Origin of the sequence: Amycolatopsis sacchari, from assembly GCF_900114035.1 — a bacterium.
Taxonomy (GTDB): Bacteria; Actinomycetota; Actinomycetes; order Mycobacteriales; family Pseudonocardiaceae; genus Amycolatopsis_E; species Amycolatopsis_E sacchari.
Genome location: NZ_FORP01000012.1, coordinates 61,017 through 81,049, shown reverse-complemented (window position 1 = coordinate 81,049; position 20,033 = coordinate 61,017). Strand labels below are relative to the sequence as shown.

At 72.0% G+C, this 20,033-nt stretch carries 17 protein-coding genes; 4 read left to right on the top strand and 13 right to left on the bottom strand.

What is annotated here, in order from left to right; all coding sequences use genetic code 11:
• Positions 1-3 precede the first annotated feature (3 nt).
• Positions 4-861 (top strand): MaoC/PaaZ C-terminal domain-containing protein, encoded by an 858-nt coding sequence (locus BMZ92_RS20490; RefSeq protein ID WP_091510065.1) that lies wholly within the window; start codon positions 4-6, stop codon positions 859-861.
• A gap of 3 nt (positions 862-864) precedes the next feature.
• On the opposite strand, the gene BMZ92_RS20485 is transcribed toward BMZ92_RS20490, so the two are convergent.
• The 7 genes from BMZ92_RS20485 to BMZ92_RS20455 all read right to left on the bottom strand — a co-directional run bounded on the left by BMZ92_RS20485 (position 865) and on the right by BMZ92_RS20455 (position 8,205).
• On the bottom strand, positions 865-1,434 hold the full coding sequence (locus tag BMZ92_RS20485; protein ID WP_091510349.1) for a DUF5134 domain-containing protein: 570 nt from the start codon (positions 1,432-1,434) through the stop codon (positions 865-867).
• A gap of 767 nt (positions 1,435-2,201) precedes the next feature.
• Positions 2,202-3,377 (bottom strand): lipid-transfer protein, encoded by a 1,176-nt coding sequence (locus tag BMZ92_RS20480; RefSeq protein ID WP_091510062.1) that lies wholly within the window; start codon positions 3,375-3,377, stop codon positions 2,202-2,204.
• Entirely contained in the window at positions 3,374-3,754 is a 381-nt protein-coding gene (locus tag BMZ92_RS20475) for a MaoC family dehydratase (protein WP_091510059.1), read from the bottom strand. The genes BMZ92_RS20480 and BMZ92_RS20475 overlap by 4 nt, the downstream gene beginning before the upstream one ends.
• On the bottom strand, positions 3,751-4,614 hold the full coding sequence (locus BMZ92_RS20470) for a bifunctional MaoC family dehydratase N-terminal/OB-fold nucleic acid binding domain-containing protein (RefSeq protein WP_091510058.1): 864 nt from the start codon (positions 4,612-4,614) through the stop codon (positions 3,751-3,753). The genes BMZ92_RS20475 and BMZ92_RS20470 overlap by 4 nt, the downstream gene beginning before the upstream one ends.
• Positions 4,611-5,765: an acyl-CoA dehydrogenase family protein gene (locus BMZ92_RS20465; protein ID WP_091510055.1), complete on the bottom strand. Its 1,155-nt coding sequence runs from the start codon at positions 5,763-5,765 to the stop codon at positions 4,611-4,613. The genes BMZ92_RS20470 and BMZ92_RS20465 overlap by 4 nt, the downstream gene beginning before the upstream one ends.
• Positions 5,750-6,754, bottom strand: a complete 1,005-nt coding sequence (locus tag BMZ92_RS20460) for an acyl-CoA dehydrogenase family protein (protein WP_091510053.1) — start codon at positions 6,752-6,754, stop codon at positions 5,750-5,752. Before BMZ92_RS20460 ends, BMZ92_RS20465 begins: the two co-directional genes overlap by 16 nt.
• Positions 6,755-6,810: 56 nt before the next feature.
• A complete protein-coding gene (locus BMZ92_RS20455) occupies positions 6,811-8,205 on the bottom strand; it encodes a WS/DGAT/MGAT family O-acyltransferase (protein WP_091510050.1) in 1,395 nt (464 codons plus the stop codon).
• Between the two features lie 37 nt (positions 8,206-8,242).
• On the opposite strand from BMZ92_RS20455, the gene BMZ92_RS20450 reads away from it, so the two are divergent.
• Positions 8,243-9,478, top strand: coding sequence for an alpha/beta hydrolase (locus BMZ92_RS20450; RefSeq protein ID WP_091510048.1), 1,236 nt, complete (start codon positions 8,243-8,245; stop codon positions 9,476-9,478).
• Here the strand turns inward: BMZ92_RS20450 and BMZ92_RS20445 are convergent.
• Genes BMZ92_RS20445 through BMZ92_RS20435 form a run of 3 tightly spaced genes read right to left on the bottom strand, consistent with a single transcriptional unit; the run spans position 9,454 to position 15,374 of the window.
• The gene (locus BMZ92_RS20445; protein ID WP_091510045.1) at positions 9,454-10,608 is read right to left on the bottom strand and encodes an SWIM zinc finger family protein; all 1,155 of its coding nucleotides are present in this window, start codon (positions 10,606-10,608) and stop codon (positions 9,454-9,456) included. The two genes, BMZ92_RS20450 and BMZ92_RS20445, sit on opposite strands and share 25 nt — an antisense overlap.
• Entirely contained in the window at positions 10,605-13,343 is a 2,739-nt protein-coding gene (locus BMZ92_RS20440) for a DEAD/DEAH box helicase (protein WP_091510042.1), read from the bottom strand. Before BMZ92_RS20440 ends, BMZ92_RS20445 begins: the two co-directional genes overlap by 4 nt.
• A 30-nt stretch (positions 13,344-13,373) precedes the next feature.
• The gene (locus BMZ92_RS20435; protein ID WP_091510040.1) at positions 13,374-15,374 is read right to left on the bottom strand and encodes an acyl-CoA dehydrogenase family protein; all 2,001 of its coding nucleotides are present in this window, start codon (positions 15,372-15,374) and stop codon (positions 13,374-13,376) included.
• 93 nt (positions 15,375-15,467) lie between these two features.
• On the opposite strand from BMZ92_RS20435, the gene kstR reads away from it, so the two are divergent.
• On the top strand, positions 15,468-16,097 hold the full coding sequence (gene kstR, locus BMZ92_RS20430) for a cholesterol catabolism transcriptional regulator KstR (RefSeq protein WP_091510037.1): 630 nt from the start codon (positions 15,468-15,470) through the stop codon (positions 16,095-16,097).
• 118 nt (positions 16,098-16,215) lie between these two features.
• Positions 16,216-17,163, top strand: coding sequence for a serine hydrolase (locus BMZ92_RS20425; protein ID WP_245783161.1), 948 nt, complete (start codon positions 16,216-16,218; stop codon positions 17,161-17,163).
• Here BMZ92_RS20425 and BMZ92_RS20420 read toward each other — a convergent pair.
• Genes BMZ92_RS20420 through BMZ92_RS20410 form a run of 3 tightly spaced genes read right to left on the bottom strand, consistent with a single transcriptional unit; the run spans position 17,153 to position 19,808 of the window.
• Complete coding sequence (locus tag BMZ92_RS20420; protein ID WP_091510035.1) at positions 17,153-18,142, bottom strand: TIGR03557 family F420-dependent LLM class oxidoreductase; 990 nt, start codon at positions 18,140-18,142, stop codon at positions 17,153-17,155. The two genes, BMZ92_RS20425 and BMZ92_RS20420, sit on opposite strands and share 11 nt — an antisense overlap.
• A gap of 47 nt (positions 18,143-18,189) precedes the next feature.
• Complete coding sequence (locus tag BMZ92_RS20415) at positions 18,190-18,993, bottom strand: LLM class F420-dependent oxidoreductase (RefSeq protein ID WP_091510033.1); 804 nt, start codon at positions 18,991-18,993, stop codon at positions 18,190-18,192.
• A complete protein-coding gene (locus BMZ92_RS20410) occupies positions 18,990-19,808 on the bottom strand; it encodes an LLM class F420-dependent oxidoreductase (RefSeq protein ID WP_091510030.1) in 819 nt (272 codons plus the stop codon). The genes BMZ92_RS20415 and BMZ92_RS20410 overlap by 4 nt, the downstream gene beginning before the upstream one ends.
• Positions 19,809-20,033: the final 225 nt, after the last annotated feature.

Below are 20,033 nucleotides of genomic sequence, written 5' to 3'. Positions count from 1 at the left end.
CGCGTGCCCATCGACCCCGCGCTCGCCATCGGTGCCGACCTCGGTGAGGTCAGCTTTTCCTGGACGGCGTCCGATGTTTTGCTGTACCACCTCGCACTCGGCGCCGGCTCGGATCCCACGAACCCGGCGGAATTGCGCTACGCCTACGAGCGCGACCTCCATGTGCTGCCCACTTTCGCGACGGTCGCGGCGAACCTGCGCAGCGTCGACGCGCCCGCCGTACGGATGCCGGGCATCGAGATAGACCTGGCGAAAGTCGTGCACGGCGCGCAGGCCGTCACCGTGCACAGGCCGATCCCGGTCGAGGGGAAAGCCGTCGGGCACACTCGGGTTGTCGATGTGCTGGACAAGGGCAAGGCCGCGGTCGTGGTGAGCGAGACGAGCGTTGCCGGTTCCGATGGTACTCCACTGTGGACCGCGCAGTCGAGAATTTTTGCGCGAGGTGAGGGCGGCTTCGGGGGACGACGGGGTGACTCCGAAAAGGTGGAGCGGCCCGATCGGGAGCCGGACGCCACGATCGACACGCCGACGTTGCCACAGCAGGCGCTGCTGTACCGGTTGTGCGGTGACCGGAATCCCTTGCACGCCGACCCGGAGTTCGCCCGCGGCGCCGGGTTCGACGCGCCGATCCTGCACGGCCTGTGCACCTACGGGATGGTCGCGAAGGCCGTGACCGACGCGGTGCTGGACGGCGACGTCACGCGTGCGCAGTCGTTCTCGGCGCGCTTCGCGGGCGTCGTGTTCCCGGGCGAAACCTTGCGGACACGGGTGTGGCAGGACGGGAAACGACTACTGCTCGCCACCAACACCGTCGAGCGGGATGCCCCCGCGCTCGCGGACGCGGTGCTGATCACGACGTGACGTTCAGGCCGGGACCACGCCGGCGATCAGCATGTACGCCATGCCCGCGCCCATCGCCGCACGGTGGACCGGGCGGGTCAGCAGCACCTCCCGGACCGGGGCACCGCGCACCTCGCGCCATGCCGCCAAGCCGGATCTCGTTGTGTCCACGGCGAAGTACGCGACGGCCAGCACCGCGAGCACGGGCCACGCCAGCCGGCCCGGCATCTCCGACATCGTGAGCCACGGGCCGTGTTCCATGCCGTGCCGGGGCATCGCCGTGATCATGTACAACATCGCCGCGGCACAAACCGTGTGGTGCACCGGGGAACACTGCCGCCCCCGGAACGCCGCGACCGCGAACCAGCCCGCCGTCAAGGCCAGCACAGCCTGCCAGCCCGCCGCCGGGATGGGCCCGCCCAGCGGGGACACCATCGCGATCATCACCACGACCATCAGGAGCTCGGCCAGATCACGCTGCCGCACATCGGCATCGACCCCGCCGTGCAGCCGCGTCAACCGGTACACACTAGGCACAGCCAGCAACGCGAAAAGCACCGTGAGGCTCCACGCGAGGAAGTCCGGGATGTGCATACCTCCCACCGTCGCCGACGCGGTAGTCCCCGAGCTAGCCGTCAAGCAGGTGAAATGCACCATCACCCGCCGTCGTGGCGTGGCGGGATCCCTTGTGGGATACCGCGCCTTCTCGGTTGGTGACGGTAGTTGCGCCATGCGAGTGAGCGGTCTCCTTCGGCCGGGTGACCGCGCCCGTCAATGGCCGGAGAGGCGGGGCGCGCCTCGTGGATCAGCGGGGAGTGGGCGGCCCTGGCCGGTCGTCAAGCGGCGCCGCGGGGTGGAGCCTGGCCGCCGGTCGCCAAGTGGCGTCGCGGGGCAGGGCGCACCCGTCGGCGGTGGTCAATCGGGTCGCGAGCTCACGTCAGGCCGCCAGCTTGTGATGCCGGTTGGCGACCGCGCGCGCCATAGCCTGCAATGCCGGTTGGCTGCGACCGCGCGCCCTGGCTCTGGATGCCCGGTTGGCGGCGGCTGGGGGGCGCGGGTGACGGCTCGCGGTTGACGGCTGGCGGGTGGCGGCTCGGGGGGTGGCGACCGACGGCTGGCGGCTTGGCGACCGCCGGCTGGTGGCCGACGGCTGGCGGCTCGGCGGTGGCGGCTGGCGGGGACGGCTCGCGGCTCGGGGGTGGCGGCCGACGGCTCGCGGCTGGCGGGGGACGGCTCGCGGGTGGCGAGTGGTGACTCGGCGGTGGCGGCTGACGGCTCGGGGGCGGCGTGATCCCCCGCCAGTCGGCAAACCCACCCACCCGCCGCCGACCGACCTCGCGGCGCCGGAACGCCGCCTGGCGTCAACCCGCGTCGCGGGCTAACACCAGGCCGCTTGTCGGTACGCCTGTGCCTGCTGTCACCAGCACGTGCTCCACACCGGCCACCTGGTTCACCGCCGTGCCCCGCACCTGCCGCACCGCCTCCGCGATGCCGTTCATGCCGTGCACGTACGCCTCCCCCAGCTGGCCGCCGTGGGGGTTCAGCGGTAGCGCACCGTCCAGTTCTAGCGTCCCGCCCCCGATGAAGTCCTTCGCCTCCCCGCGGCCGCAGAAACCCAGCTCCTCCAGCTGCAGCAACACATACGGGGTGAAGTGGTCGTACAGCACCGCCACGTCGACGTCCTCCGGCCGCAGGCCCGACTGCGCCCACAGCTGCCGCCCCACCACGCCCATCTCCGGCAGCGCCGCCAGCTCGTCCCGGTAGTAGCTGGTCATCGTGTACTGGTCCGGCCCGCTGCCCTGCGCCGCCGCCGTCACGACCGCGGGCGGGTGCGGCAGGTCCCTCGCCCGGGCGGCGCTCGTCACCACCAGGGCCACCGCCCCGTCGGTCTCCTGGCAACAGTCCAGCAGGTGCAACGGTTCCACGATCCACCGCGACGCCTGGTGCTCCGCCAGCGTGATGGGCTTGCCGTGGAACCACGCCCGCGGGTTCGTCGCCGCGTGCTTGCGGTCCACCACCGCCACCCGGCCGAAGTCCTCGCTCGTCGCGCCGTACTCGTGCAGGTAACGCTGCGCCACCATCGCCACCGTGGCGGCCGGCGTGCCCAACCCCATCGGGTAATGGAAGCTGTTGTCCACGCCCGAGGAGTTCACCTGCCCCGCCGCCGCGGCCGACACCTGCCCGAAGCGCATCCCGGAGCGCTCGTTGAACGCCCGGTACGCCACCACCACGTCCGCCACCCCGGTCGCCACCGCCATCGCCGCCTGCTGCACCGTCGCAGCCGCCGCACCGCCGCCGTAGTGGATGCGGCTGAAGAACGTCAGCTCCGGGATCCCCAGCTCGCGAGCGACAGCGACCTCCGCGTTGGAGTCCATCGTGAACGACACCAGACCGTCCACATCGGACGGACGAAGACCCGCGTCGGCCAGTGCCGCCTGCACCGCCTCCGCGGCCAGGCGCAGCTCGCTGCGGCCGGAGTCCTTGGAAAACTCCGTCGCCCCCACACCGACGATCGCGGCCGCTCCGGACAGCGTCACGACACACCTCCCACCGTCACGGTGCCGGCCAAGTGCTCCCCGAGATCGCCCCGACCGGACACCCGGATCGTCACTTCGTCGCCGTCCTGCTCGACGACCTCGCCCGACAGCGTCAGCGTGTCGTAGGCGTAACAGGGCACACCCAGCCGGATCTTGATCGAGCGCACGAACGAGCTCGGCCCCGCCCAGTCCGTCACGAACCGGTGCACCAGGCCGGTGTCGGTGAGGATGTTGACGAAGATGTCCTTCGAGCCACGGGCGATCGCGGCGTCCCGGTCGTGGTGCACGTCCTGGAAGTCGCGGGTGGCCAGCGCGGTGGAGATCACGAACGTCGGCGTGACCTCGATCCTCAGCGGGGGCAGCTGCGTGCCGATCACGGGACCACCCGCCAGGCCGGCAGCGTCAGCTCGTCGTCGACGCGCACGAACTCGGCCACCACCCGTTGTCCGATGTAGACCGTTTCCACGTCGAGCACCTCGCCCACCATCCGCACGCCCTCCTCCAGCTCCACCAGCGCGATCACGAACGGCAAGCGCTTTCCCGGCACAGCGGGACGGTGGTGCACGACGTAGCTGTACACCGTGCCGCGCCCGCTCGCGACGACCCAGTCCGGCTTCGCGTCGAGGTTGCCGTCCGGCGGCATCGGCCCGGGCGGGTGGCGCAGCACGTCTCCCCAACGCTGGATCCGCAGCTCCCCCGCCTTCGTACCCTCCCAGAAGAACTCCGTGTCCCGGGAGATCACCGGCCGCAGCACGCCGGGCTGCGCGGGCTTCGGCTTGAACTTGAGCACCCGGAACATCATGTCCGCGACCACCTCGTCGCCCACGTACCAGGTGGTCGTGGTGGTCACGAAGTAGCCCTCGCCGAGTGCTGTCCTTTTAGGACCGACAACGCCGTCCAGGCGGGTGGTCGCCGCGACGTGCTCGCCGTGCCGCAGGTGCCGCCGGTAGTTCTGCTCCGAGTTCGTCGCGACGACGGAGGTGTACCCGGCGTCGTCGAGTACGGCCATCATCGCACCCAGGGGATCGTCGGCGGCGCGCTGTCCGTGCAGCCCGTTCATCGTCCACACCTGCGCCATCGCCGGCGGGGCGATGCCTTCGGCGGCGTAGCGCGGGTTGGTGTCGCCCAGCGCCTCCAGCCAGTTGTTCACCATGGCCGGGTTGACCGGGTCCCGCGCGAGCCGGGGACGGGATTCTCCTTGTGCGGCAATGCGTGCCGCTGCCTCTTCGATCGTCATCGCGGCACCCTCGGCAGTCCCAGCCCGGCGGTCGCGATCAGCTCCCGCTGGATTTCGTTGACCCCTCCGCCGAACGTCAGCACGAGGTTGCGGCGCGCCTGCACGTCGAGCCACTCCGCGAGCTCGGCCGTCTCCGGGTCGCCGAGGTCGCCGTGCCGCGCGACGAGCCCCTCCAGCAGCCGCCCGATCCGCTGGAGGCGCTCGGACCCGAAGACCTTCGTGGCCGACGCGTCGGCCACGTCGACCGGTGTTTCCGGTGGGGACGCGGCGACCTGCCAGTTCAGCAGCTCGTTGATCCTCGTGGTGGCCGCGGTTTCGCGCAGCGCGCGGCGCACGTCGGGGAGGTCGAGGAGGCCACGCGCGTCAGCCCAAGCGTGCACCCGGTCGTACAGCGCGCCGATGCGGCCGGCGGGGCCGAGCATGACGCGTTCGTGGTTGAGCTGGGTGGTGATCAGGCGCCAGCCCTGGTTCTCCTCCCCCACCAGCATGTCGTCGGGCACGCGCACGTCGCTGTAGTACGTGGCGTTGACGTGGTGCGCGCCGTCGCACGTGATGATCGGCGTCCACGAGTAGCCGGGGTCGCGGGTGTCGACGATGAGGATCGAGATGCCCTTGTGCTTGGGAGCGGCGGGATCCGTGCGGACGGCGAGCCAGATGTAGTCCGCGTCGTGCCCGCCGGTGGTGAAGATCTTCTGCCCGTTGACGACGTAGGAATCCCCGTCGCGGACCGCGCTCGTGCGCAGCGACGCCAGGTCCGTGCCCGCGTCCGGCTCGGTGTACCCGATGGCGAAGTGGACCTCCCCGGCGAGGATGCGCGGCAGGAACGCCTTCTTCTGCGCCTCCGTGCCGTAACGCTGGAGGGTCGGCCCGACGGTCTGCAACGTCACCGAGGGCAGTTGCACGTCGGCGCGGGCGGCCTCGTCGGCGAACAGGTGCTGCTCGAGGTCACCGAAACCGCGCCCGCCGTACTCCTCCGGCCAGCCGACGCCGAGCCAGCCGTCCTGCCCCATCCGCCGCACGATGCGCCGGTACGTCTCGCCGTGCCGCTCACGCAGCAGCGCGCGGCGTTCCCCGGGGGTGACGAGCCCGGCGAAGTACGTGCGCAGCTCGGCCCGGAGCCGTCGCTGAGCGGGTGTCAGCTCGACAAACATGCGCTCAGCTCCTTGATCTGCGCGTAGTACCGGTGCAGCGGGTAGCTGATGTCGACGCCGAGTCCGCCATGCAGGTGATGACACGTCGCCAGTGCCGGTGGCGCCTCCTCGGCGAGCCAGTACGCGGCGACGTCGAGATCGGGCTGCGGGTCCCGGCCCGTGTGCAATCGCCACACGGCGGACAGCGCGGCGAGGTGCACGGTGCGCGAGGCGACGTAGACGTCGGCGATCTGCTGGGCGACCGCCTGGAAGGTGGCCAGCGGACGGCCGAACTGGTGCCGCTGCGCGACGTGCCGCGTGGTGAGGTCGAGTGCCCCGGCGAGCGCGCCGTCGCCGAGCGCGAGCATGCCCGCCATCGCGTACCGGCGGAGGACTTCGAGCGCGTCGGCGCCGCCGAGCTGGTCGGCCTCGTCCACCACGACGCCGTCCAGCCGCAGGGTCGTCCCGGCGACCGTGACGCCTTCGGCGCGCGGGTCGACGAGGAACACCCCGGTCCCGGCGGGCACGAGAACCCGCGTGGCAGCGGCCGCGAACGGCACGTTCGTCTTGACCCCGGTGAGCCGCCACCGGCCGCTCTCGGCAACAGCGCGAGTCTCCGGCCGGGTCGCCAGCGGGGCGGACGGCTCGTGTGGGGCCGCCGTGACCAGCGCATCCCCGCTCGCGATCTCCGGCAGCAGCCACGCCCGCTGTTCAGGGGTGCCGAGCGCCGCCAGCGGCAGCAGGCCGAACGCCAGTGTCAGCGACGGCACCGGCGCGGCGGCGCGGCCGAGCTCGGTGAGCAGTACCGCGACCTCGGCCAGGCCCAGTCCGTCCCCGCCGAGTTCGGCGGGCACGGCGAGGTTCAGCAGCCCGGCCTTGGCCAGCGCGCGCCACACCTGCTCGTCGTAGCCACCGGGCCCCGGCGGGCGGCCGAAGTCGATCTCACGCGCGAGGACGTCGGCGGCCAGGCCGGCGATCTCCCGCTGGGCCTCGTCGAGGGTGAAGTCCACGCCGGCTCCTCAGGCTGAGACTGAAACCTGTTCTAGTCTTAGCCGAGGAGTGCGGCTCAGGCAAGACCGCGAGCGGCCTCCAGCAGATCTTTCATCTCCTCCGGCAGCGCGTCGGCCAGCGACCACAACTCTGGAACGAGTTCTCGTGCGCCCAGCAGGCCCACGTCCACCCTGCCCGCGTTGGACAACACGGTGACGTTCAGCCCGGCGCCGTGGAACACCGGCCCCAGCGGGTAGAAACCGGTGATCTTGGCGCCGAGCAGGTACAGCGGGGTGGGCGGGCCCGGCACGTTCGAGACGACCAGGTTGTGCACCACGGGGTGCTTCTCCGCGAGCCGCAGCGCCGAATAGGCCCGCACCGCCACCCCGAACAACCGCGGCGCGGCGAACTGCGCCCAGTCCTGCAGCATCTCCGGCTTGATGCTGAAGTGGTGCTCCTTCGCGACCCGGTTGCTCTCCGCGATCGCGTAGATCCGCGCGGCGGGGTCGGCCAGCTGCGTGGGCAGCTGCGCGAAGAACGCCGAGACCTGGTTGCTGCCCGTGCTCTCCTCCACGCGGTCCTGCACCGACACCGGCACCGTCGCGACCAGCGGCTCGTCCGGCAGCTCGCCACGCACCTCCAGGTACCGGCGCAGCGCCCCGGCGCACAGCGCCAGCACGACGTCGTTCACCGTCACCCCGAAGGCGTTCTTCACGGACTTGATCTCGTCGAGCTCCAGGCTCGTGTACGCGACCGTGCGCAGGCCCGTGATCGTGCGGTTGAAGGACGTGCGGGGCGCGGTGAACGGCACCGGCATCCCGGTGCGCTTGAGCGCGCGGCCGATCCAGCGCGGCGCCATCTCCAGCAGGTCGGGCAGCAGTTTCGCGACCTCGACGGGACGGCGGGCCAGCGACACCAGGCTCGAGCGCAGCAGGTCGAGGTGGCCCGGCGGCTCCGGGTTGTCCTCCCGCTCGGGCAGCGGCAGCAGCGAATCGGGCTCCAGCCCGCACAGGTACGCGATCAGGTTCGCCCCGCTGACGCCGTCGACGGTGGCGTGGTGCATCTTCAGCAGCACCGCGACGCCGTCGCCGGGGAGCCCCTCGATGACGTACATCTCCCACAGCGGGCGATCGCGGTCCAGCGGCTGCGAGGCGAAGTGCGCGCACAGTTCCGCCAGCGTCTCCCGGTCGCCCGGGGAGGGCACGGCGACCCGGTGGAGGTGGGAGTCGACGTCGAACCCCTCGTCCTCCACCCACACCGGGTGCAGGAAGTTCAGCGGCGAATTGTGCAGTTTCCGGCGGAATTCCGGAATGGCGGCGACCCGTTCGGCCAGCTTCTCGCGGAACGCGGAGAAGCGATATCCGCCGGGCATCGTCGAACCGTCGAGCGTGAGCAGGCCGCAGATGTGCAGGACCTGCGAAGGTGTTTCCAGGTACAGAAAACTGGCGTCCAGGCCACTGAGCGGTTGCACCCTGCTCATCCTAGGCGGAAAGCCTAAGATCAGCTTTATGCGACCGCGTTTCCTCACCCGGCGGGCGATACAGCTCGCCCTCACCGCGAACGCACTGCGCCCCCTGCCGGGTGAACGGGCCGCGATCCCCGCGTTCTTCGCCGGCTGGCTCACGAACGAACTGGCCCCGCACCTGCTCGCGCTCACCGCCGCCGACACCGCGGCCCACCTCGCGCGGCACGGGCTGCGCTCGCGTTCCGACCGCGCCGGGCTGGCGCTGTCGATGGCGTCGATGGCCGGGCTCGGTGCGTTGATCGCCGACGCTCAGCGAGCCCGTGGCGAGGTGGAGCACGCGCTCGCCGAGGCGCTGGGCGAGCAGTACCTGGAGGACCTGCGCCGCCCGCCGGACCCGAAGGACCTGGCGACGCCGTGGGGGCAGCTCGTGATGCCGTTCCGGATGCGCAACCCGGAAGTCCGGCGAGATCGGGACGTGGCGTACGCGCCCGGCGGCAAGCGGTTCCTGCTCGACATCTACCGGCCGCGCGAGACCGTCGAGGGCAGGCCGGTGCTGCTGCAGATCCACGGCGGCGCGTGGATGGTCGACAGCAAGGACCACCAGGGCATCCCGCTGATGCAGCACATGGCCCAGCGCGGCTGGATCGGCGTCGCGGTCAACTACCCGCTCTCGCCCAAGGCGCACTGGCCGGACCACATCGTCGCGATCAAGCGGGCGGTGGCGTGGATCCACGAGCACATCGACGGCTACGGCGGCGACCCGGCGTTCCTCGCCGCCACCGGCGGGTCCGCGGGCGGCCACCTCGCGGCGTTGCTGGCGCTGACCCCGAACGACCCGAAGCTGCAGCCGGGGTTCGAGGACGAGGACACGACGATCCAGGCGTGCGTCCCGCACTACGGCGTCTACGACTTCGCCGCGACGAGCGGTGCGAAGGCCAGCGAGTACCGGCTCAAGACGCTGCTGGCCCGGTTCGTCGTCGGCAAGGACCCGGTCCGGTTCCACGAGGACTACGTCGCCGCCTCTCCGCTGGACCGGATCAACGACAAGGCGCCGCCGTTCTTCGTCATCCACGGCGAGCGCGACACGATGGTCCCGGTGGCCGAAGCCCGCGAGTTCGTGCGGCGGTTGCGGGCTGTTTCGCCGAACCCGGTGGCGTACGCCGAGATTTCGGGCGCACAGCACGCTTTCGACATCTTCCCGTCCATCCGCAGCGCGCACGTCGTCCGCGGGGTGGAGCGCTTCCTGGAGTGGGCCTACCTGCGCTCGCTCGCCGGGTAGTCCGTCATCGCGTCCAGCGGGTCACGGGTGCCGGGGGCGACGGGCAGCCAGCCCTGAGGACCGCGGCGGAACAGGTACCACAGACCGTCCTGGCCCAGCCGGAGCTGGACCTCGGCGCGGGTGAGGCGGTTGCGCCAGACCTTGGTCTCACCCGGGAGGTCGGCGTCGTCGAGTTCGGCCTTGGCCGCCAGCAGCGCACCGCGTGGCGGCTGCCAGGATTCGCGCAGGACGGCCAGCCCGCCCCGGCCCGCCGCCTGCCAAGCGGCCGCCCAGCGGCGGAGTTCGCCGACCGGCAGCCCCGCGACCTTGGCCAGGCGGGTCACGTCGCCGTGCACGGCCCGGCGGGCCAGGTCCTCCTCCGCCGTCAGCTCCAGCGGCCCACCCCGCAGCAGGTCGCCCGCCCGCGCCGCCGCATCCGCCGCCAGCCCGGCCAGGACGTCAGGCCGCAGCGAGACGCCGGGCGGCGGGAGGTCCAGCGTCACCGGCTGGCCGGGCTCCGCCGGCGGCGCCGGGAGCCGGGGCAACGGCGCGACCGCACGCGCGAAGGCGTCCTCGGGCGACAACCCCGGCTCGACCCGTTCCTCGACCACCGTGGTGCGCGCCCGCCGGGCCCGCAGCTCCGAGAGCACCGCCTCACGACCCCTGCCCCGCAACAGGAACAACACGAACGGATCCGCGTCGACCTCGTCGGCCACCAGGTAACACACCGCCGCCGAGTGCTTGCACGGATCGGCGGTGTCAGGGCACGAGCACCGCGGCTTCAGATCGCCCGGCCCCGGCAGCAGGTCCACCCCGGCCTCCCGCGCGTCCTCGGCCAGCTCCGGCGGAAGTTCGCCGTCGAGCAGCGCGGCGGCATGGCCAGCGCGGCGCCCGATGATGTCCAGCAGCGCGGACCACTGCTCGTCACCGAAGACCGCCGTGCGGATCTTCACGCGGTACGGCACGGAACGGCTGCCCTGCACGAACGCCCGCACCTCGCCCGACGTCACGTCCAGCGCGCTGACCCGGCCCTTCCTCGCGTACGTGCGCCCGCGCGGCAGCCGGTTCGGGTCCAGCTCCGCGCGCCCCTCCAGCGCCTCCACCCACGCCCGGCCCCACCAGGTGCCGCCGAAGGTGCGGCGCGGGGTCACGGCTGCTCACCCAGCCGCACGAGCTCCGCCAGCTGCTCGTCCGACAGCTCCGTGAGCCAGTCCTCCCCCGCGCCGACGACGGCCTCGGTCAGCCCGCGCTTGGACTCCAGCACCGCCGCGATGCGGTCCTCCAGCGTGCCCTCCGCGATCAGCCGGTGCACCTGCACGGGCCGGTCCTGCCCGATGCGGTACGCGCGGTCGGTCGCCTGGTCCTCGACCGCCGGGTTCCACCAGCGGTCGTAGTGGATCACGTGGGTCGCGCGGGTCAGGTTGAGCCCGACGCCGCCCGCCTTGAGCGACAACACGAACACCGGGATGTCACCGCCCTGGAACCGCGCCACCAGCTCCTCACGCCGGTTCGCCGACGTCGCGCCCGACAGCATCTCCGCGGGCAGCCCGCGTTCGGCCAGCCGCGCCACGAGCAGCTTGCCCAGCTGCACGTACTGGCTGAACACCAGCACGCTCTCGCCCTCGTCGAGTATCACGTCGAGCAGTTCCTCGAACGCCGTCAGCTTGCCCGACCGGCCCGCGAGCGGCCCGCTCTGCTTGAGGTACTGCGCGGGGTGGTTGCAGATCTGCTTCAGCTCGGTGAGCAGCTTGAGCACCTGCCCGCGCCGCTGCACTCCCTGCGACTCCCGGATGATCGCCAGGTTCTCCCGCACGACCGCCTCGTACAGCGTGGCCTGCTCGGTGGTCAGCGGCACGAACCGGTCGGTCTCCGTCTTGCGCGGCAGCTCCGGGGCGATCTCGGGGTCGCTCTTGCGGCGCCGCAACAGGAACGGGCGCACGGTGGCCGCCAGCCGCTCGGTGCGCTCGCGGTCCCGGTCGCGCTCCACCGGCCGTGCGACGGTGCGGCGGAAGTGGTCCAGCGAGCCGAGCAGCCCCGGTGTCGTCCAGTCCAAAATGGACCACAGCTCGGTGAGCCGGTTCTCCATCGGGGTGCCGGTGAGCGCGACGCGCGCGGCGGCGGGCACGCGGCGCAGCTCCTTGGCCGTGCGGGACAACGGGTTCTTCACGTGCTGCGCCTCGTCGGCGGCCAGCAGCCCCCAGCCCACCTCCGCCAGCGCCTCGCGGTCGCGGCGCAGCACCCCGTACGTCGCGAGCACCACCTCGTCGGGCGCGACCTCGTCGAGGTGTCGTCTGCCGCCGTGGAACCGCCGCACCGGCACCGAAGGCGCGAACTTCGCGAACTCGCGCTCCCAGTTGCCCAGCAACGACGTCGGGCACAGCACGAGCGTCGGCCCCGCGCCGAGCGCACGCCGGTGCAGGTGCAGCGCGATGAGCTGGATCGTCTTGCCGAGCCCCATGTCGTCGGCGAGCACGCCGCCCAGCCCCAGCTCCGTCATGCGCGCGAGCCACGCGAGCCCGGCGCGCTGGTAGGGCCGCAACGTCGCCTGAAGGTCGGACGGCACTTCCACCTGCGCGGACGGCACCTCGCGGATGCGGTCGAGCAGGCCGGACAACGCGGGTGGCGGCGCGAAATCCAGCTCCTCGCCGTCGACCTCCAGCGCCCCGGTCAGCGCTGCGGCCAGTGCCTCGGCGGCGGTCAGCTCGCGGCCCCCGCGGCGCAACTTCGCGAGCATGCCCCTGTCGACCCGCACCCACTGGCCACGCAGCCGGATCATCGGCCGCTTCGCCTCGGCGAGCGCGGTGATCTCGGCCTCGGTCAGCGTCTCGCCGCCGAGGCTGAGCTGCCACCGGAACTTCAGCAGGTCGGTCATGCGGAACGCGGCGTTCGCCTCGCTCCCCGGGGCGGGAGTGGCGCTCGCCTGCACCCGCACGCCCTCACTGAACATCCCGCGTGGCCACAGCACTTCCACACCCGCCGCGCCGAGCGCGGAACTGCCCGTGTCGAGCAGCTCCACCAGCTCGTCGTCGGTGAGCAGGACCTCGGCAGGCGTGGCGGCTTCAAGCGCACGCCCCAGCGGGGGCCACACCCGCGCCCCGCGCCGCAACGCCAGGAGCAGCTGGGCCTCGACCTGGTCGCCGAGGCGGGCGAGCACCGCGTCCGGCGCGTCCCACAGCGTGGCGGCGTCGACCACCAGACTCGGGTCGAGTGCGCTGCGCAACGCGAGCACCGCCGCGAAGGTGTACTGCCCGGGCTCCTCCTCCCGGATCTCGACGCGCAGCTGGAGCTGGGCGCCGGTGGGCTGCTGCGCGGCGAGCCACTCCGCGTCCGCCGCGTCGAGCAACGTCGGCTGCGGCGAGGCGAAGGCCGGGCCGCCCGCGACGACGCTCGCGGCGGGTGACCGGACCAGCACGTCGGCCGTCGCGTCCCACAGCGCGCGCACCAGCGTCTCGGGCGAGTGCAGGCGGACGCGCTTGAGCCCCGACAACGGCAACGCGTGCGCCTCGGGCGGCAACGCCGCCGCGAGGTCACGTAGCAACGCCTCGTCGGCGCCGTCGAGCGGCCCGACGCGCCACGTGTCGACGCCGCCGGACGTGACCGCGGGCAGCAGCCGACCGCGCGCGACGAGGGTGAGCGCGGCGTGCACGGCGGCCGACCAGGCGGCCACCGCCGGGGAGGCGGGCTCGCGCACGGACAGCAGCAGCGGCAGCGCTTCGGCGAGCGGCAGCACGTGCGCGTCCACTGTGGTCCGCCGGAACGCCTTGCCCTGCGGCAGCACGAGCTCCACCGGCGTGGGACCCGCGCCGTCGCCCCACAGCGCGAGCACGCCGTCACGCGGCGGGTCCGAGGGCACGAAGATCGCGTGCGTGTCCGGGGTGAGCTCCACGGTCCCACGATAGGCGGGACCACCGACAGCTCAGCGCGGCAGACCGAGCAGCCGTTCCGCCGCCAGCGTCAGCAGCACCTGCTCCGTCCCGCCCGCGATGCTGAGGCACCGGGTGAGCAGGAACTCGTGCTGGGCGGCCCCGTCCACCACCCCGGCGGGCCCCCGCAGGTCCAGCGCCGCTTCGGCCACCGCCTGCCGGTGCCGCACGCCGATCAGCTTCCGCACGCTCGACTCCGCGCCGGGGTCCTGGCCCGCCAGCCGCCGCAAGGTCGCCCTGAGGTCGAGCAGCGAGCACGCCGTCCCCTCGGTCACCAGCGCTCCCAGCCGCTCGCTGGGGCCGGCCGCGGCCGCCAGCAGCTCCTCGACGGCCTCGCCGACCGACGACCCGCCGCCCATCGCGACCCGCTCGTTCGCCAGCGTCGTGCGCGCCAGGCGCCAGCCGCCGTGCACCTCGCCGACGACGTCGCGGTCGGGCACGAACACGTCGTCGAGGAACACCTCGTTGAACACGGCGTCCCCGGTGATCTCCCGCAGCGGCCGGATGTCGATGCCGGGAGACGTCATGTCGACGAGGAAGTACGTGATACCGCGGTGCTTGGGGGCGTCGGGATCGGTGCGGGCCAGGCAGATCGCCCAGTCCGCCTCGCGCGCAAGCGAGGTCCAGATCTTCTGGCCCGACAGCCGCCAGCCACCGTCCACTTTGGTCGCTTTCGTCCGGAGCGAGGCGAGGTCCGAACCCGCTTCCGGCTCGGAGAACAGCTGGCACCACGTGATTTCGCCCCGCAGCGTGGGACCGGCGAACCGCTCCTGCTGTTCGGCCGTGCCGTGTTCGAGGATCGTCGGCACCGCCCACGCGCCGATCACCAGGTCCGGCCGCCGGACTCCCGCCCGGCGCAGCTCCGCGTCGATCACCAGCTGCTGCTCGGGACCGGCGTCGAGCCCGTAGGGTCGTGGCCAGTGCGGCACGAGGTACCCCGTCTCGGCCAGCCGTACCCGCCGCTGACCCTCGGGCAACGCGGCGATCGCGGCGATTTCCTTGCGCACCACGGGATCCTCCCCGACCGCCACCCCGAGCTGCCGCCGCTGCCCGGACAACGCGAGCTCCGCCGCGCGCCGCCGCCACCGCCCGGAACCGCCGAGCAGCTGCCGCAGGGTCACCGCCCGCCGCAGGTAGCGGTGCGCGTCGTGCTCCCACGTGAACCCGATGCCACCCAGCACCTGGATGCAGTCCTTCGCGTTGTCCACGGCCGCGTCCAGCGCACCCGCCGCCGCGACCGCCGACGCCAGCGGGTGCGCCCCGCCCGCTTCCGCCGCGTCCCAGGCCAGAGCGGCGGCGACCTCGGCGCGGCACAGCATCTCCGCACACAGGTGCTTGACGGCCTGGAACGAACCGATGGGCCTGCCGAACTGCTCGCGGACCTTCGCGTACTCGCTCGCGGTGCGCACGCACCAGTCGGCCACACCGGCCGCCTCGGCGGCGGCCAGCGTCGCGGCGAGTTCGGCGACCGGTTCGTCCAGCAAGGCGCTCTGCGGGATCTCCTCGTCCAGCACGAGGAACCCGACTTCACGGGACAGGTCCAGACCATCGGCGTGCTCGACCGGACGCGGCGGCAGCACGAACCACACCGTCTCCCCGGCGCGATCGGCCGCCAGCAGCGAATACGCCCTGGGATCCGCGTCGAGCACCGGCTCCGTCCGGCCGCGCACCCGCAGTTCAGGGGTCATCACCAGGCCGCCGGGTCCGAACGCGACCGCCGCCCGCGCGCTGCCGTCGGCCAGCCGGGGGACCAGTTCCTTCGCCGGCGCCGAATCAGGACGGCGGGCCAGCACGAGACCCGCCAGCGCGGTGCCGAACAGCGGCCCCGGCGTCAGTGCGGCGGCCGCCTCCGCGAGACCGACCGCGAGGTCGGTCACCGTGCCGCCCACGCCGCCCAGCTCCTCCGGCAGCGCGACCGAACGCAGCTCCGCCACCGCTCCGCGCCGGACCGACTCCGCCCAGGCCCGCTGCTCCGCCGTCACCCCGATGACCATGGATCAACTATAGAACGTGTTTCAGTTTTTCCGAAGGAAGACCGTTAGGTAAGCTGTGCACCGACAGTGGAACAAGTTTCGGAGCAGAGGTCGATGGCCGGTAAGACGAGGGCAACCGCCCAGACCAGGAACGGGCTGGGCGACGAGCTCGGTTCCGCCGCGCAGCGGGACCGCCGCCGGCGCATCATCGACGCCACGCTGGCGCTGGCGTCCAAGGGCGGCTACGACGCGGTCCAGATGCGCGCGGTCGCCGACAAGGCCGACGTCGCGCTGGGCACCCTGTACCGCTACTTCCCGTCCAAGATCCACCTGCTGGTGTCGGGCCTGGCCAGGGAGTTCGAGCGCGCCAAGGACAAGCTGGAGCGCAGCGCCATCCCGGGTGACACGCCCGGCGAGCGGCTGATCTTCGTGCTCAACCGCAACACGCGGATGATGCAGCGCGACCCGCACCTGACCGAGGCCATGGTGCGGGCGTTCATGTTCGCCGACACGACCGCGGCCGCCGAGGTCGAGCAGGTCGGACGGCTGATGGAGGACATGTTCGCCAAGGCCATGCGCATCGAGGAGCCGACCGAGCACGACCGCGCGGTCTTCCACCTCATCGCCGACGTGTGGATGGCGAACCTGGTCGCGTGGGTCACCCGGCGCGCTTCGGCCGCCGACGTCGCGAACCGGCTGGAGCTGTCGGTGCACCTGCTGCTGGACCGGCCCGCTGCGGACTGAACACGCGCCGGCGCGATCGGTGATCTTGGCTGTGCGCGGGCTGTCAATCCGCTGAGCGTCACGTTTGAGTTCGCGGTGAGACGCAACAACCCGATCGGGTGACCGCGTTTCTTGGCATGTGAAACGTGGAACGGTCGCACGGGCCGTGCTCGCAGCGGTCGCGACGGGCGCCGCAGTCATGATCGTGGTCTCGGTGACGCACGACGAGGCCTCGATCTCGGCCGCCAGCACGAGGGTCTCCGCCGCACCGCAACCCCAGTCGCAGCCCCAGCCGACGGAGACCACCACTCCGGCGCTGGCCACGGACTCCGCGCCGGCGCCGCCACCGGCGCTGTCCGCGGCGGACGCCCGGCAGCTCGCCAACCGCGTGCAGGATTCCGTGCGCCGGACCGTGCCCGACGCGAAGGTCGGGCTGGAGGTCTACGACCGCACCGCGGGCCGGGCGGTCACCAGCCTCAACGCCGACACGAGGTTCTCCAGCATGTCGGTGGTGAAGCTGCTCATCGCCATCGACGTGCTCGCGCGCAACGACTGGCACGTGCCCGGCCCCGCCATTCAGAACCGCCTCACCAAGATGCTCTCGACCAGCGACGACAGCGTCGCCAGCGCGTTCTGGGTGAGCGAAGGCGGCACGTCCATCATCACCCGGGACGTGAAGCTGATGGGCCTGACCAGCACCGAGCCGCCCAGCGCGGCAGGCCAGTGGGGAGCCACCAAGGTCACCCCCGAGGACCTGGTCGCGGTGTACCGGTACCTCGAGGACAACGTGCCCGGCACCGCCCGCGACCTGATCTACGACGCCATGTACCACGCGTCGCGAACGGCCGCGGACGGCACGGACCAGTTCTTCGGCATCCCGGACGGCCTGCCCGGCACGACCTGGGCGATCAAGCAGGGCTGGGGCAGCACCGGCAACACCGCCTACTTCCACACCACGGGCCTGCTCGGGCAGGACTCCCGGTACGTCGTGATCGTGCTGACCTCGGCGCCGCTGGCCTACTACCGCTCGATGGCCAAGGCGCTCACGGACGGCACCGGCCAGCTCGCCGCGCTGCTCAAGCCTTGAGCTTGGGCAGCACCTCGCGGCCGAAGACCTCGATCCACTCCTTCTGGTTCCGGCCCACGTTGTGCACGTAGATCCGGTTGAACCCGGCGTCGATGTAGCGCTGGAGCGACTGGCGGTGCACGTCGGGATCGGACGAGATGACCATGCGGCCCTCGAAGTCCTCCTCGCGCACCAGCTTCGCCATCTGCGCGAAGTCGAACGGCGAGCGGACGTCGGCCTTCGGGAACTTCATCCCGCCGTTGGGCCACTGGTCCATCGCGTTGGCCAGCGCCTGCTCGTCGGTCTCCGCCCAGGACAGGTGCACCTGCAGCAGCTTCGGCATCGTGTCGGGGTCCTTGCCGGCCTTGCGGGCGCCCTGCGCGAAGTTGTCGAGGATGCCGGCCAGCTTGTCCAGCGAGGCACCGGGCGTGATCAGCCCGTCGGCCAGCTCACCGGTCTTGCGCGAGGTGTACGGGCCCGCGGAGGCGATGTAGACCGGCGGCGGGGTGTCCGGCAGCGTCCACAGGCGCGTGGTGTGCAGCTTGAAGAACTCGCCGGAGTGCTTGACGTCCTTGCCGCTGAACAGCTTGCGGATGATCTCCAGCGCCTCGAACATGCGGCGCACGCGCTCGGGGGCCTCGGGCCAGTAGCCGCCGATGATGTGCTCGTTGAGCGCCTCACCGGAACCGATGCCGAGCCAGGTGCGGCCCGGGTACGTGGCCTCCAGCGTCGCGGCGGCCTGCGCCACCATCGCCGGGTGCAGCCGGAACGACGGGCACGTCACGCCGGGACCGAGGTCACCGGTCGTGTTCTCGGCGAGCGAGGCCAGCACGCTCCACACGAAGGACGCCTGCCCCTGCTGCGGCACCCACGGCTGGAAGTGGTCCGCGGCCATCTGCCCGGAGAACCCGTGCTGCTCGGACAGCGCGGCAAGCTCGATGGATTCGCGCGGCGAGAACTGCTCCAGCGCCGCGGCGATGCCGATCTGAACGTCACTCACGACCTCATCAACCTTTCTGACGTGCGATAGGGCAACCGTACCGAGCTTCAGCGCAGCGCGGCGAACTCGTCGAGCCTGCGGAGCGTGTCCGCCTCCGGCCCGGGTGGCAGCGACAGCGTGACGCGTTCCGCGCCGGCCTCGGCGTACGCGGCGAACAGCCGCTCGTCGGGCGGGGCCGACGTGGCCGTCACCGGCAGGCCGGTGTCCCGCACCATGGCGAGCTGCGCCGGTACCTGCGCGGGATCGCGCACCGCGTTGGGCAACCAGCCGTCCCCGAGCCGCCGAGCCCGGTCGGCGGCGGCCTCGCTGTTGCCCCCGATGTAGATCATCGGTGGCTGCGCGGGCTTCGGCCACTGCAAGACCCGGTCGAACCGGACGTGCTCACCGGAGTAGCTCGCCTCGTCGTCCTTCCAGAGGACCCGCAGGGCCTGGATCCGCTCGTCGAGCAGCCTGCCCCGCGTGCGCGGGTCGGTGCCGTGGTTGCGCATCTCCTCGCGGTTCCAGCCCACGCCGACGCCGAAGAGCACACGCCCACCCGACACCAGGTGCAGGCTGGCGACGGATTTCGCGGTGTGGATCACGTCACGCTGGACCAGCAGGCTGACCCCGGTGCCCAGGCGCAGCGACGTCGTCACCGCCGCGGCCGCGGCCAGTGCCACGAACGGGTCGAGCGCGCGGAAGTACGGCCGCGGCAGCTCCCCGCCCGCCGGGTACGGCGTCTCGCGGGAGACCGGGATGTGCGAGTGCTCCGCGAGGAACAACGCGTCGAAACCGCGCTCCTCCACCGCCTTGGCCAGCGCGGCGGGCGGCATGCTCTCGTCGGTGACGAAGGTGCTGATGCCGACCTTCACCGCAGCGCCGCGAACTCGTCGAGCTTCTTCAGCGCCTCGGCCTCGGGCCCCGGCGTCAGGAAGAACGTGACGCGCTCGACGCCGGCTTCGGCGTACTGCTCCAGCTTGCCCTTGTCGGCCGGGGCGCCGAACACGGTGAACGGCACGTCCGGACGGCCGTTGTCGGCCAGCCACGAGCGCACCCGCTTGATCTCCGCGATCTCGGTGTGCGGGCGCGGCAGCCAGGCGTCGCCGTGCTTGAGCAGGCGGTCCAGCGCCTTCGGGCTCTCCCCGCCGACGTAGACGGGCGGGTGCGGCGCCTGCACCGGCTTGGGCCACGCGAAGATCGGGTCGAAGTCGACGAACTTCCCGTGGTACTCGGCCTGCTCCTGCGTCCAGATCGCCTTGAGCGCCTCGATCTGCTCGTTCAGCAGGGCGCCGCGGGTGCGCGGCTCGGTGCCGTGGTTCCGCATCTCCTCGCGGTTCCAGCCCACGCCGACGCCGAAGAGCACGCGGCCGCCGGAGATCAGGTCCAGGCTGGCGACCTCTTTCGCCGTGTGGATCACGTCCCGCTGGATCACCAGCGCGACGCCGGTCGCCAGCAGCAGGTCCTCGGTCACCGCCGCCATCGCCGACAGCGCCACGAACGGGTCGAGCGTGCGGCGGTAGTAGTCCGGCAGCTCGCCACCGCCCTCGTACGGGGTCTCCCGGCTCGCCGGGATGTGCGAGTGCTCCGCCAGGAACACGGAGTCGAAACCACGTTCCTCCAGGGCGCGGGCGAGCGGTGCGGGCTGGATCGTCTCGTCGGTCACGAAGGTGGCGATTCCGTACTTCATACGTCCGCGCAACCCGGCACCGCCGCCGGCTATTCCCCGAGGGGACTGCTCTCGCTCCATGGGCCGACGGCCGTCGAGCAGGCCAGGGCCGCCGCGGAAGCGCGGGGGCTGCGGGTCACGTTCGAGGTCGGTGACCTCACCCGGGCTGGACGGCTTCGACGACCGGTTCGACACCGTGGTCGACAGCGCGCTGTACCACTGCCGTCAGGAACTGGTTCAGCAGCT